The 12,109-nt window shown below is 68.2% G+C and carries 11 protein-coding genes; 8 read left to right on the forward strand and 3 right to left on the reverse strand.

Features of this window, described 5'->3' with window-relative positions:
• The first annotated feature begins 12 nt into the window (after positions 1-12).
• Genes A5771_RS05755 through A5771_RS05780 form a run of 6 tightly spaced genes read left to right on the forward strand, consistent with a single transcriptional unit; the run spans position 13 to position 4,871 of the window.
• Positions 13-765, forward strand: coding sequence for an SDR family oxidoreductase (locus tag A5771_RS05755; protein WP_064854236.1), 753 nt, complete (start codon positions 13-15; stop codon positions 763-765).
• A complete protein-coding gene (locus tag A5771_RS05760; protein WP_064854237.1) occupies positions 762-1,625 on the forward strand; it encodes an NAD(P)-dependent oxidoreductase in 864 nt (287 codons plus the stop codon). Before A5771_RS05755 ends, A5771_RS05760 begins: the two co-directional genes overlap by 4 nt.
• A gap of 10 nt (positions 1,626-1,635) precedes the next feature.
• Positions 1,636-2,064, forward strand: coding sequence for a carboxymuconolactone decarboxylase family protein (locus A5771_RS05765; protein ID WP_064854238.1), 429 nt, complete (start codon positions 1,636-1,638; stop codon positions 2,062-2,064).
• Entirely contained in the window at positions 2,061-2,930 is an 870-nt protein-coding gene (locus A5771_RS05770) for an SDR family NAD(P)-dependent oxidoreductase (RefSeq protein WP_064854239.1), read from the forward strand. The genes A5771_RS05765 and A5771_RS05770 overlap by 4 nt, the downstream gene beginning before the upstream one ends.
• 39 nt (positions 2,931-2,969) lie before the next feature.
• A complete protein-coding gene (gene purD, locus A5771_RS05775; RefSeq protein ID WP_064854240.1) occupies positions 2,970-4,238 on the forward strand; it encodes a phosphoribosylamine--glycine ligase in 1,269 nt (422 codons plus the stop codon).
• 39 nt (positions 4,239-4,277) lie between these two features.
• On the forward strand, positions 4,278-4,871 hold the full coding sequence (locus A5771_RS05780; RefSeq protein ID WP_131808895.1) for a hypothetical protein: 594 nt from the start codon (positions 4,278-4,280) through the stop codon (positions 4,869-4,871).
• Positions 4,872-4,908: 37 nt separating this feature from the next.
• Here A5771_RS05780 and A5771_RS05785 read toward each other — a convergent pair whose 3' ends face one another.
• From A5771_RS05785 to A5771_RS05795, 3 genes are all read right to left on the reverse strand, one after another.
• A complete protein-coding gene (locus tag A5771_RS05785) occupies positions 4,909-6,870 on the reverse strand; it encodes a hypothetical protein (protein WP_064854242.1) in 1,962 nt (653 codons plus the stop codon).
• A gap of 38 nt (positions 6,871-6,908) precedes the next feature.
• Positions 6,909-8,702 carry a hypothetical protein gene (locus tag A5771_RS05790; RefSeq protein ID WP_131808896.1) on the reverse strand — a complete coding sequence of 598 codons (1,794 nt, stop codon included), beginning with the start codon at positions 8,700-8,702 and terminating at the stop codon, positions 6,909-6,911.
• A 220-nt stretch (positions 8,703-8,922) separates the two neighbouring features.
• Positions 8,923-9,741: an alpha/beta hydrolase-fold protein gene (locus A5771_RS05795; RefSeq protein ID WP_064854244.1), complete on the reverse strand. Its 819-nt coding sequence runs from the start codon at positions 9,739-9,741 to the stop codon at positions 8,923-8,925.
• A 76-nt stretch (positions 9,742-9,817) separates the two neighbouring features.
• Between A5771_RS05795 and A5771_RS05800 the strand changes: the two genes are divergently transcribed.
• Both A5771_RS05800 and A5771_RS05805 read left to right on the forward strand, forming a co-directional pair.
• Positions 9,818-10,447 (forward strand): TetR/AcrR family transcriptional regulator, encoded by a 630-nt coding sequence (locus A5771_RS05800; protein ID WP_064854245.1) that lies wholly within the window; start codon positions 9,818-9,820, stop codon positions 10,445-10,447.
• Between the two features lie 118 nt (positions 10,448-10,565).
• Positions 10,566-12,089, forward strand: a complete 1,524-nt coding sequence (locus A5771_RS05805) for a Re/Si-specific NAD(P)(+) transhydrogenase subunit alpha (RefSeq protein WP_064854246.1) — start codon at positions 10,566-10,568, stop codon at positions 12,087-12,089.
• The last annotated feature ends 20 nt before the right edge of the window (positions 12,090-12,109 follow it).

The raw sequence follows: 12,109 nt of genomic DNA on the forward strand, positions 1-12,109 counted from the left end.
AGGAGAGTACGCATGGGGCAATTCGACGACAAGGTGGCCATCGTCACCGGTTCCGGCGGCGGGATCGGCCAGGCGTACGCCCAGGCGCTGGCCGCTGAGGGGGCCGCGGTGGTGGTTGCCGACATCAACACCGACGGCGCGCAGAGCGTGGCCAAGCAGATCGTCGCCGACGGCGGCAAAGCGCTCGCAGTACCGGTCGACGTCTCCGACCCGGAGTCCGCGCAGGCCATGGCCGATGCGGCGGTGGCGGAGTTCGGCGGGATCGACTACCTGGTCAACAACGCCGCGATCTTCGGCGGCATGAAGCTCGACGGTCTGTTGACCGTGCCGTGGGACTACTACGAAAAGTTCATGCGGGTGAATCTGGACGGCGCGCTGATCTGCACGCGCGCGGTTTACGAGCACATGGCCAAGCGCGGTGGCGGTGCCATCGTCAACCAGTCCTCCACCGCGGCATGGGTTTACGCGAACTTCTACGGGCTGGCCAAGGTGGGCATCAACGGCCTGACCCAGCAGCTCTCCCGCGAATTGGGCTGGCGCAACATCCGGATCAACGCGATCGCGCCCGGACCGATCGACACTGAGGCCAACCGGGTCACCACCCCGCAGGCCATCGTCAAGCAGATGGTGCAGCAGCTGCCGCTGGCCCGGATGGGCACACCCGAGGACCTGGTTCCGATGTGCCTGTTCCTGCTGTCGGATTCGGCGTCGTGGATCACCGGGCAGATCTTCAATGTCGACGGCGGACAGATCATCCGATCATGAGCGCGACGCAAGCAGCTGCCCGCCTGGGCTACATCGGGCTGGGCAACATGGGTGCACCGATGGCCAAGCGGATGGTCGAATGGCCGGGTGGCGTAACGGTATTCGATCTGCGGACCGAAGCGATGACGCCGCTGGTGCAGGCCGGTGCCGGCCCCGCGGACAGCGTCGCCGACGTCGCCGCAGCCGCCGACATCATCAGCGTCACGGTGCTCGACGACGCCCAGGTCCGCGAGGTGGTCGCCGAGCTGGCGGCCAATGCCAAGCCGGGCACCGTCATCGCGATCCACTCGACCATCGCCGACACCACGGCCGCCGAGCTGGCCGAGCAGCTCAAGCCGCAGGGCATCCACGTTATCGATGCACCGGTCAGCGGCGGCGCCGGCGCCGCCGAGAAGGGCCAGCTGGCCACCATGGTTGGCGCCGAACGCGCGATCTACGAACAGATCAAGCCGGCGTTCAAGTGCTGGGCGTCGCTGGTCATCCACGCCGGAGAACCCGGCGCCGGCACCCGAATGAAGCTGGCGCGCAACATGTTGACGTTCACCGCCTACGCCGCGGCCGGCGAGGCGATGAAACTGGCCGAGGCGGCCGGGCTGGATCTGCAGGCACTGGGCCGGGTGGTGCGGCACACCGATGCGCTCACCGGCGGGCCCGGGGCGATCATGCTGCTCGACTCGACCGCTCCGCTGGCCGAAGACCACTTCCTGCGCCAGGCGTTCATCCACACCCGCGGACTGGGGGAGAAGGACCTGAGTCTGGCGCTGGCGCTCGGCGAATCCACCGGGGTGGAGCTCCCGCTGGCCCGGATCGCGCTGGCCGAGCTCGCCGCGGGCCTGGGCGTGCCGCACACCACTGATTAGGAGACAGCCGATGGACGAACTGCGCCGCACCGGCCTGGCGAAGATGAACGAGGTCTACGGCTGGGAGATGCCCAACATCGAGGGTGACCCCTACTTCGACCTGACCGTGGATCACCTGTTCGGCAGCATCTGGACCCGGCCCGGATTATCGATGCGCGACAAACGGATCATGACGCTGACGGCGGTGACCGCGATCGGCAACCGCGACTTGGCCGAGATCCAGATCAATGCCGCACTGCTCAATGGGGAGCTCACCGAGACCGAACTCAAGGAGATGGCGGTCTTTCTGACCCAGTATCTGGGGTTCCCGCTGGGTTCGGCGCTCAACGGCGCGGTCGACGTCGTGGTGGCCAGGCGGCGCAAGGCCGCCGCGGCCGGCAAGGCCGAAGACAAAAAGGCCAACGTCGAGGACGCGCTGCGGATGAACAGAGAGTCGTGACCCTGCTCGCCGCCCGCGGAGCCGTCGTGGTCGGCGGCAGCCTCGGCATCGGACGGGCGGTCGCCGAACAGCTTGCGGCGTGCGGCGCCGGGGTGGTGGTCAACGGCCGCGAGCAGGAGGCGGTCGACGATGCCGTCGCGGCGATCACCGGCTCGGGCGGGCGGGCCGTCGGGCTGGCCGGAGCCGCCGGTACCGAGGGGACCGCCGCGGCGCTCATGGCGGCCTGCCGGCAGGAATACGGCAGCGTCGACGTTCTCATCAATTGCGCCGGGGTGGCCGAACCGGCCGGCTCCTCGATTCTGTCGATCACCAGCGCCGAATTCCATGAACTGCTCGACGCTCACCTCGGCACGGTTTTCCACACCTGTCGGGCCGCCGCCCCGATCATGGCCGAGCAGCGACACGGGGCGATCGTCAACAGCGGTTCGGTGGCATCCCTGGGGCATTACGGCGGCACCGGCTATCCCGCCGGCAAAGGGGCGGTCAACGCCTTGACGCTGGCGATGGCGGCCGAGCTCGCCGAGTACGGCGTGCGAGCCAACGTGATCTGTCCCGGCGCGAAGACGCGGCTGTCGACCGGCGCCGACTACGAACAACACATCCGCGACCTGCACGCCAGGGGCCTGCTCGATGAGTTCACCATGGCCGCCTCGCTGGCCCCGGCGCCGGCCGGCTATGTGGCCCCGCTGTACGCCTACCTGGCCAGCGATCTGGCCAGCAGCGTGACCGGGGCGGTGTTTGTGGCTTCCGGAGGTTTCGTCGGCCGATTCGATCGGCCGGCCCCCGCGGTGCTGGGCTACCGCGATCACCAGCATTCGGCACCGTGGTCGATCGCGGACCTGCACACCATGGTGACGGGCGGCTGATCAGGCGATCGCCCGGTGGACACCGATAGGGTGAGCCCCATGCGCGTCTTGGTGATCGGTTCCGGTGCCCGCGAACACGCCCTACTACTGGCATTGCGCAACGATCCCAAGGTGGACCACCTGGTGATCGCCCCCGGCAACGCCGGTACCACGGCGGTGGCCGAGCAGCGCGACGTCGACATCACCTCGGGTCCGGCGGTCACCGCGCTGGCCCGCGAGGTCGGGGCCGATCTGGTGGTGATCGGGCCGGAAGTGCCGCTGGTGTTGGGCGTGGCCGACGCGGTACGCGCCGCCGGGATCGCCTGTTTCGGGCCGTCGAAAGACGCCGCCCGCATCGAAGGCTCCAAGGCGTTCGCCAAGGATGTGATGGCTGCCGCAGGTGTGCGCACCGCCCGCTCGGAGATCGTCGACAGCCCCGCCGACCTGGACGCCGCCCTCAGCCGCTTCGGCCCGGACGCCGGGGAGGCGGCCTGGGTGGTCAAGGACGACGGCCTGGCCGCCGGCAAAGGAGTGGTGGTGACCCCCGACCGGGCTGCGGCGCGCGCCCACGCCGCGGGATTGCTCGAAGCTGGGCACCCGGTGCTGTTGGAATCGTTTCTCGACGGGCCCGAACTCTCGCTGTTCTGCATCGTCGACGGCGACACGGTGGTGCCGTTGCTGCCTGCCCAGGACTTCAAACGCGTCGGCGACGGCGATACCGGTCCCAACACCGGTGGTATGGGTGCCTACGCCCCGTTGCCGTGGCTGTCCCGGGAGGCCGCGGCGGGCATCGTCACCGACGTCGTCGCACCGGTCGCGGCCGAACTGGTGCGCCGGGGCAGCCGGTTCGCCGGGCTGCTGTATGCCGGTCTGGCGATGACGTCGAGCGGGCCGGCGGTGGTCGAATTCAACTGCCGCTTCGGGGATCCCGAGACCCAGGCGGTACTTGCCCTGCTGGAGTCACCGCTCGGACAACTGCTGCACGCCGCGGCCACCGGCGGACTCGATAAGTTCGGTGCGCTGCGCTGGCGAGACGGCGCGGCGGTGACGGTCGTGCTGGCCGCCGAGAACTATCCGGGCCGGCCCCGGGTCGGTGACGTGATCGTAGGCGCCGAGGGCGACCAGGTGCTGCACGCCGGCACCACCCACCGCGACGACGGAGCGGTGGTGTCCTGCGGCGGCCGGGTGCTCTCGGTGGTGGGCACCGGTGACGATCTGACCGCCGCCCGCGCAGCCGCCTACCGGACGATCGGCTCGATTCGCTTGCCGGGCAGCCACTTCCGCACCGATATCGGCTTGGCTGCCGCCGAGAACAAGATTCGGATCTAACCGGCGAACTCGGCAACCCCGACGGTAGGATTGCTCACTATGTCTGAGGAAAGTCAGCCGGACTCCGCGGAGTCGGCCACCGAGGAAAGCCCGACCGACCACCCCGAACCTGTGAAAAGGCCGTCGCGCAAGCCGGAAAGGCCGTCAGGCAAGGCGCCGGCGAGTCCGGGCTGGCGGCCCGTGGTCGCGGCGGCAGCGGTGGCGCTGGTCGCCGGAGCCCTGGGCGGTGCGGGTGTGGCCGCCTGGTGGCACCCCGGATCCGGATCGGCCAAGTCCTCCGGCCAGAAGGCCGCCGACGCGACCAAGGACGTGTGTGCCGCAGCGGTGCTTGCGCGTCAGGCGGTGGCCAACAACATGCACTTGAAGAATCCCGATCCCCAGAACCCGGTTGCCCAGCTTGCGGTGGCCGCCAACGCGAGGCTGTCACTGACTGCGAGTGCCGCCTACCTGCGGGGCCGGCTCGAAGCGAACCCGGGTACGCCGCACGACGTGGTGACCGCCGCCCGCGCGATGGCCGGTGAGCTCGAGCACCTGAATCTCAGTTACCTTGTCGGGCAACCGAACTCAGATCGCGAGCAGCTGGGACGCGACCTCGACGCGCGGATTGCCGAACTGGGCAAGCTCTGCCAGTAATCCCAGCGCCCTTCCGGGCGCTGGGATTACCGTCCGGTCAGAACCAGCTGCTCGGGTCGAAGAGGTCGAAACCGGCCGTGGCAGCGGCCATGTCGAGGCCCGACACCGCATCGCCCGCGTCAAGCGGTGCGACGGCATCGAACATGCTGAACATGCCCGACAGGTCGATGTTGCCGAACGGCGTGATCAGCGTGTCAATGATGCTTGATGCGCCGGTGCCGTCGGCGTTCGGGATGGCCTCGTAGACGTTGGTGAAGCCCCAGAGGTCGGTGACGCTGTAGACCGTGCCCAGCGTCGGCAGGTCCGCAAGCTGGGCGTCGGTGAGACCGGAGGCCGCGTCGACCGAGGTGACGGTGAACTGGGTGGTCTCGATCCCGAGAATGTTCGACATGTTCTCGCCGAAACTGACCGTGCCCAGGGCGGCACCGCTGTCGTCGTACACCGAGATGCCGTCCTGGGTGGGCAGGAAGGCCCCGAGCGCGTTGACGCCGGAAATCTGCAGCAGCGGTGCGATACCGAACAGCGGATAGCTGGCGTCGGTGCTGAACCCGTCGGCGCCCGGGTCGAAGGTGGTACCGCCGATGGTGAACGCGTTGTCGCTGAGGGCGGCGCTGTCAGACGTCGCGGCGAGCGCACCCAACGGCGCAGCCGGGTCCAGCGGTGCGGTCGCGTCAAAGGTCGTCGGTAGGTTGAGGTTGCCGAACGGGGTGACCAGGGTGTTGGTGATGGTGGCCGATCCGCCGCCGGTTCCCGGGGTGGCTTCGTAGACATTGGCAAAGCCACCACCGAAATCGGTGACGCTGTAGACCGTCCCGAGGGCGGGCAGGCCGGCAAGGCTGATGCCGTTGAGCACGCTGGCGATCTCATCGGTGGTGATGCCGCTGCCGGTCACGTTGACGTCGCTGGGGAGCAGAGAGACGAGAACGTCACCGCTGGTGATCTCGCCGGTGCCGTAGCGGAGGACGTCGCTGTTGGCGGCCAAGGCATTCGCCAGGTCTTCTGCGGTGAAATCGGCGCTGCTGAAGTCGAGGTCGGCGGCCAGGGCGCTTTCGAGCGTGGAGGTGGCCGGGTCGATGGCGCCGACGGTGAACTGGGTGCTGTCGATCCCGAGCACGTCGGAGTACCAGAGGAAGGTGTGGACCGTGCCGGCGTCGGTACCGTCGGCGTACACCGTGAATTCCTGCTCCGCCTGGGTACCTTCCAGGCCGCTACCGGAGATATTGAGGGCGCTGGCCTGCAGACTCAGCAGCGGCGCGAAGCTGGACAAGGACAACGGCATAGGGATGTCGATGCCGTCGCTGCCCGGGTCGAAGGTGGTGTCCCCGATGGTGAACGCGTTGTCGCTGAGCCCGCTGATGCCAGATGCGTTCCCCAGGGCTTCCAGAGGGGCACCCGGGTCTAGCGGTGCGATGGCGTCATAGGGGGTCGGTAGGTCGAAGTTGCCGAACGGGGTGACGAACGTGTTGGTGATGCTGGACGCGGCCGTTCCGTCGGCGTTGGGCACGGCAACGTAGACGTTCGCGAAGCCGCCGCCGAGGTTGGTGATGCTGTACACCGTGCCGTCGACGGGCAGCTCGGCGGCTTGAGCGGCGGTCAGGCCGTCGGCCGCAGTGCTGCTGGTGACGGTGAACTGCGCGGTGACGATGCCCAGGAGATTCTGAACGTTGGTCGAGGTCAGCAGTGTGCCGAGCGTTTCGCCGCTGCTGTCCTCGATGGTGAACTGCTGCGAGCCGAGGCTGAAGAGACCCAGCAGGTTGTCGCTGCCGAGCGAGAGCAGCGGGGCATTGGCGAACATCGGGGTGAGAGCTTCATAGCCGTCGGTCTGCGTGCCGGTCAGCGCGTCGATCGCCACCGGGTCGGTGAAGCTGATATCGCCGATGGTGAACCCGGCGTTGGATCCGCTGTCGGCGACCGCGACCGCCGCATGCAGAAACGCTGCGGTCAGCAGCCCGCCACCGGCTGTGGCGGCAACGGCGGCCGCTTTAACACGTCGATTCATCGACACATACCTTTCGCTCTGTTAACGGGGGACGGACGTCAGAACCAGCTGCTCGGGTCGAAGAGGTCGAAGCTGCCTGCGGCCGTTGACATTGCGTCGTCGAGACCGGTGAAGGCGTCGCCCGGGTCGAGCGGGTTGGCGGCGTTGAAGATGCCGAACAGCGAACTCAGGTCGATGTTGCCGAACGGGGTGACCAGGGTGTCGGTGATGGTGCCGTCTTCGCCGGGGGTGGCGATGTAGATGTTCTGCCAGCCGCCGCCGAGGTTGAGGACGTCGTAGACCGTTCCCTTCACCGGCAGCAACGCGTCCTCCACACCGTCGGCGGCCGTGACGCCTTGGACGGTGAACTCGGTGTTGGCCATGCCCAGCAGGTTCGCCACATTCACGCTGGCCTTGATGGTTCCGAGGTCGGCGTCGTCGGTCCCGCCGTAGATGGTGAAGTCTTGCGGCGCAAAGTTAATCGGGTTCACCCCCGCACCGATAGCGACGGTGGCACCGCCGAGGCTCAGCAGCGGCGCGGCGCCGAACAGCGCTGGAATGGCACGGAAGCCGTCGGCCATATTGTCGCCGGTCCCGGTGAACGGGTCGAAGACGTAACCGCCGAGGCTGAAGGCGTCCTCGCCGTAGGAGCTGTCGCCGACCTGCAGACCGGTGAAGGCGTCGCCCGGGTCGAGCGGATTGGCGGCGTTGAAGCCGGCGAACAGTGCGTCCAGGCTCATGTTGCCGAACGGGGTCACCAGGGTGTCGTGAACGGTGCCGTGGGTGACGGTGCCGTCTTCGGCGACGACGTCCGGGGTGGCGATGTAGATGTTCGCCCAGCCGCCGCCGAGGTTGAACGCGTCGTAGACCGATCCCAGGGCCGGCAGCTGCGAGGCCTCCACGCCGTCGGCCGCGGTGACGCTTTGGACGACGAACTGTGTGTTGGTCATGCCCAACAGGTTCGTCACGTCCACCGCGGTGTGGGCGGTACCGATCTCGGTGGCACTCGACCCGGTTCCGCTGTAGACGGCGAAGTCCTGGGGTGCGAACGGGGTGGGCTGCACGTTGGGAAACGACGAGCTGATGACCAGTTGGCCGCCGCCGAGATTCAATAGCGGTGGAATAGCGGCGAGCGAGCTGACAGGGGTGAAGCCGTTGGTCACGGTGCCGTCCTCAGCGGTGCCGAACGGGTTGAAGGTGAAGCCGCCGATGGAGAAGGCGTCGTCGCCGATGCTGCTGTCGCCGGCTTGCAGCGCGGCGAAGGCGTCGCCGGGCTGCAGGGGGTTGGCGGCGTTCATGTCGGCGAACAGTGCGCTCAGGTCGGTGTTGCCGAAGGGCGTCACCAGGGTGTCGGTGACGGTGCCGTGCTCCCCCGGGGTGGCGACGTAGACGTTGTAGAAGCCGCCGCCCAGGTTGAGCACGTCGTAGACGGTTCCGGCGACCGGAAGCGCTGCGGCGTCGACGCCGTCGGCGGGGGTGCTGTCCAGGACGGTGAACGCGGTGTTGGGCAGGCCGAATAGATAGGAGACGGTTTCGTTGGTGCTGATGCTGCCCACCGCCGTGCTGCCGTGGTACAGATCAAAGCTCTGCGGAGCGAGATCCAAGCCGGTTCTACCAAGGCTCACCGTCCCGCCGCCCAGGCCCAGCAGCGGCGGAGCCAAATTGAGCGGGGCGACCAGGTTGAAGCCCTGGCCGCCGCCCTTCAGTATCGGGTCGAACACGGTGCCGTCGATGGTGAAGGCATCCTCACCGGGCGCGGCAACCGTGACCGCGGCTTGCAGAAGCGCTGCAGTCAGGAGTCCGCCGCCCGCAGTGGCGGCGACAGCGGCCGCCCGCATCCGTCGTTTCGTCATCACAGCCGTCCAATCCGTTCGAGTCACGCTCAGAAACCGGGGGGTTACTTATGAGTAGGCTGTTGAATTTACCCAGGTGTTCTTCGTCACACAATAATTTACCGACCCGTAAACAAGACAACTTTCTCCGAAGTGCTGGAGGTTGCGTCCGGTTTCCGGAACTAGTCGGCGCCTGTGCCGGCAATCACTGAGAAATATGCAAAATCGGTGGACGTGGAGCTCAGGTTGTCAACAGCGGGGCGATCCACGTCAACTCCGCCGGAAGTTGGGCGCTCCAGAATGACCCATCGTGCCCTCCGGGGGAAAACCCGCCTGCTGGCGGGCTGGGGAGCTGATCGATAAAAGCCTGCGTCGCCGCGGCGAACGGATCAGCGTTTCCACAGTCCACCCGGATCGGGATCGAGGCAAAAGCCGGCATCCCGAAGACCGAGTTGGCCGCGAAGTCCGTCGCGCCGTCGAATGCCCCCGGCGCGGCCGCGCCGGGTGACAGCCATAGTGCAGGGCTGACCGCACAGATCGCCGCCGTGCGGCGCGCACCGAGTCGGCCGCCGAGCAGCAGCGCGCCGTAACCGCCCATTGACCAGCCGATGAACCCCACCCGAGAGGTGTCCAGCGCCTGCTCGGCCAGCAGCGGCAGCAACTCGTCGGTCACCATGGCGCCGGAGTCCTCACCGGAGGCGCGCCGGTGCCAGTAGCTGCCGCCGCCGTCGACGGCCACCACCGCGAACGGCGGTAGCCCGGCGGCGACCGCTTCGGCCAGGCCCTGCTCCACTCCGCCGGCCATCACCGTTGCGGCGTCACTGCCTTTGCCATGCAGCGCGATCAGCGGGCGCAGTGGCTCGGTCTGCCCCGGCGGCCGGGCGATCGCCCACTTGGTGGTGACGCCACCGCGCGCCGCCGAAGCGAACGAGCCCGTCGTCATGGTCGGAAGCGCCGGGGTGGCCCCCGCGGGCCGGGCGCCGAGCAGCGCGCCCGCACCAGCTGCCGCCCCGAGACGCAGCACCGCCCGTCGGCTCATCTCCGGCATGGCGGTCATCATGCCAGCCCCGCTGTTCGGCCGAAAAGACGAAACCCATGATGCGGCGATAGCTGTGCTGGCAGCATCTCTAGGCGTGATGACAGCGGTCACGCCCAAGGGCGAACGCCGACGGTATGCGCTGATCAGCGCTGCCGCCGAGCTGTTGCGTGAGGGCGGGTTCGAAGCGGTGCGGCATCGGGCGGTGGCCCAGCGCGCCGGCCTGCCGCTGGCGTCCACCACCTACTATTTCTCTTCGCTGGACGACCTGATCGCCAGCGCGGTGGAGCACATCGGGATGTTGGAGGTCGCCCAGCTGCGCGCCCGCATCGCGGGGCTGTCCCGCCGGCGCCGTAGCGCCGAGACCACCGCGGAGATGCTGGTGGACCTGCTGGTGGGGTCGCGAGAGAACCCGGAGAACGGCCTCCACGCCACCGAGCAGCTCATCTCGCGCTATGAGCGGTCCATCGTCTGCGCCCGTCAGCCTGCCCTGCGCGAAATCCAGCGCCGCATCCTGCACCAACGGTCCGACGCCGTCGCCGAAGCCGTCGAACGTTCCGGGCGGATCGCCCGGGTCGAGATGGCCCATGCCCTGGTCTGCATGGTCGACGGAGCGGTGATGGCGGCCCTGGTCGACGACCGGCAGGGGCCCCGGATCGTTGCTCGGGCGGCGCTCATCGACGTCATCGACCTGCTCGCGCCGCTGGACCAACGCGCCGTGTCAGCCTGAGAACCTCACACGGTATGCTGCCTCGACCCCTCTGTCGCTACTTTGCTACTGGCGGGTAACCGGGGGGTGCCCAGACGCCCAGAAACGCCTACGAGAAGCGAATGCGGAGAGCTACGTCATGAATATCGGTGTCCTATCCGAGGCGCAGCCCGGTGAGACGCGTGTGTCGGCGACGCCGGCGACGGTCGCTCAACTGATCAAGCTCGGCTACGACGTTGTGGTGGACGCCGGCGCCGGCGCCGCATCGGACTTCCCCGACGAGGCCTACGTCGAAGCCGGCGCGACCATCGGGGACGCCCGCGCCGCCGACATCGTCTTCGGAGTCAACGCCCCCTCGACCGAACAGCTGGACGCGATGAAGCCGGGCGCCACGCTGGTCAGCCTGCTGGCGCCGGCGCTGAACCCGGACCGGGTGGAAGATCTGGCCCGCCGGCCGATCACAGCGCTGTCGATGGACGCGGTACCGCGCATCTCGCGGGCGCAGTCGCTGGACGTGTTGAGCTCGATGGCCAACATCGCCGGCTACCGCGCCGTGGTGGAGGCCGCGCACGTGTTCGGGCGCTTCTTCACCGGCCAGGTGACCGCCGCCGGCAAGGTGCCGCCGGCCAAGGTGCTGGTGGTCGGTGCCGGGGTGGCCGGGCTGGCCGCGATCGGTGCCGCCGGCAGCCTGGGAGCGATCGTGCGCGCCACCGATCCGCGTCCCGAGGTCGCCGATCAGGTCAAGTCCCTGGGCGGCGAGTACCTGTCGATCGAAGATCCCGAAGCCGAGGTGTCGGCGACCGGCTACGCCAAAGAGATGGGCGACGAGTACAAGCAGCGTGAGGCCGCGCTCTATGCCGAGCAGTGCAAAGACGTCGACATCATCATCACCACCGCGCTCATTCCCGGTAAGCCCGCGCCGCGGATCATCACCGCCGACATGGTGGCGTCGATGAAACCGGGCAGCGTAATCGTGGACATGGCCGCGGCCAACGGCGGCAACGTCGAGGGCACCGTCAAGGACCAGGCCGTCGTCACCGACAACGGCGTGACGATCATCGGCTACACCGACCTCGCCGGTCGGCTGCCCGCGCAAGCCTCCCAGCTCTACGGCACCAACCTGGTCAACCTGATGAAGTTGATGACGCCGGAGAAGGACGGCCGGCTGGTGCTGAACTTCGACGACGTGGTGCAGCGGTCGATGACCGTGGTGCGCGACGGCGAGTTGACCTGGCCGCCGCCGCCGGTGCAGGTCTCGGCCGCCCCGGCCAAGGCCGCCGAAGCGCCGGTGGCCGCGCCGGCGGCGAAGGCGCCGATGACGGCCGGGCGACGGCTGGGACTGGTGGTCTCCGCCGCGGCGGTGCTGTTCGTGCTGGTCGCGCTGGCGCCGGCCGCGTTGCAGGTCCACCTGACGGTGTTCGCGCTGGCGATCGTGATCGGCTACTACGTGATCGGACACGTGCACCACGCGCTGCACACGCCGCTGATGTCGGTGACCAATGCGATTTCAGGGATCATCGTGGTCGGTGCGCTGCTGCAGGTCGGCCACGGCGACCCGGCGATCACCGCGCTGGCGACGGCGGCGATTCTGCTGGCCAGCATCAACATCTTCGGTGGCTTCGCGGTGACCCGCCGCATGCTGGCCATGTTCTCCCGCAGCTAGAGCCTGCCCAAGACAAGTTG

The sequence above is a fragment of the Mycolicibacter sinensis genome (assembly GCF_001667375.1).
GTDB classification, from domain to species: domain Bacteria; phylum Actinomycetota; class Actinomycetes; order Mycobacteriales; family Mycobacteriaceae; genus Mycobacterium; species Mycobacterium sinense_A.

What these genes read in the sequence shown, in the direction of transcription:
- A5771_RS05795 (WP_064854244.1), bottom strand. Translation starts at nt 9,741, where the DNA reads ATGATGACCGCCATGCCGGAGATGAGCCGACGGGCGGTGCTGCGTCTC.
- A5771_RS05785 (WP_064854242.1), bottom strand. Translation starts at nt 6,870, where the DNA reads ATGAATCGACGTGTTAAAGCGGCCGCCGTTGCCGCCACAGCCGGTGGC.
- A5771_RS05780 (WP_131808895.1), top strand. Translation starts at nt 4,278, where the DNA reads ATGTCTGAGGAAAGTCAGCCGGACTCCGCGGAGTCGGCCACCGAGGAA.
- A5771_RS05805 (WP_064854246.1), top strand. Translation starts at nt 10,566, where the DNA reads ATGAATATCGGTGTCCTATCCGAGGCGCAGCCCGGTGAGACGCGTGTG.
- A5771_RS05765 (WP_064854238.1), top strand. Translation starts at nt 1,636, where the DNA reads ATGGACGAACTGCGCCGCACCGGCCTGGCGAAGATGAACGAGGTCTAC.
- A5771_RS05790 (WP_131808896.1), bottom strand. Translation starts at nt 8,702, where the DNA reads ATGACGAAACGACGGATGCGGGCGGCCGCTGTCGCCGCCACTGCGGGC.
- purD (WP_064854240.1), top strand. Translation starts at nt 2,970, where the DNA reads ATGCGCGTCTTGGTGATCGGTTCCGGTGCCCGCGAACACGCCCTACTA.
- A5771_RS05800 (WP_064854245.1), top strand. Translation starts at nt 9,818, where the DNA reads ATGACAGCGGTCACGCCCAAGGGCGAACGCCGACGGTATGCGCTGATC.
- A5771_RS05755 (WP_064854236.1), top strand. Translation starts at nt 13, where the DNA reads ATGGGGCAATTCGACGACAAGGTGGCCATCGTCACCGGTTCCGGCGGC.
- A5771_RS05760 (WP_064854237.1), top strand. Translation starts at nt 762, where the DNA reads ATGAGCGCGACGCAAGCAGCTGCCCGCCTGGGCTACATCGGGCTGGGC.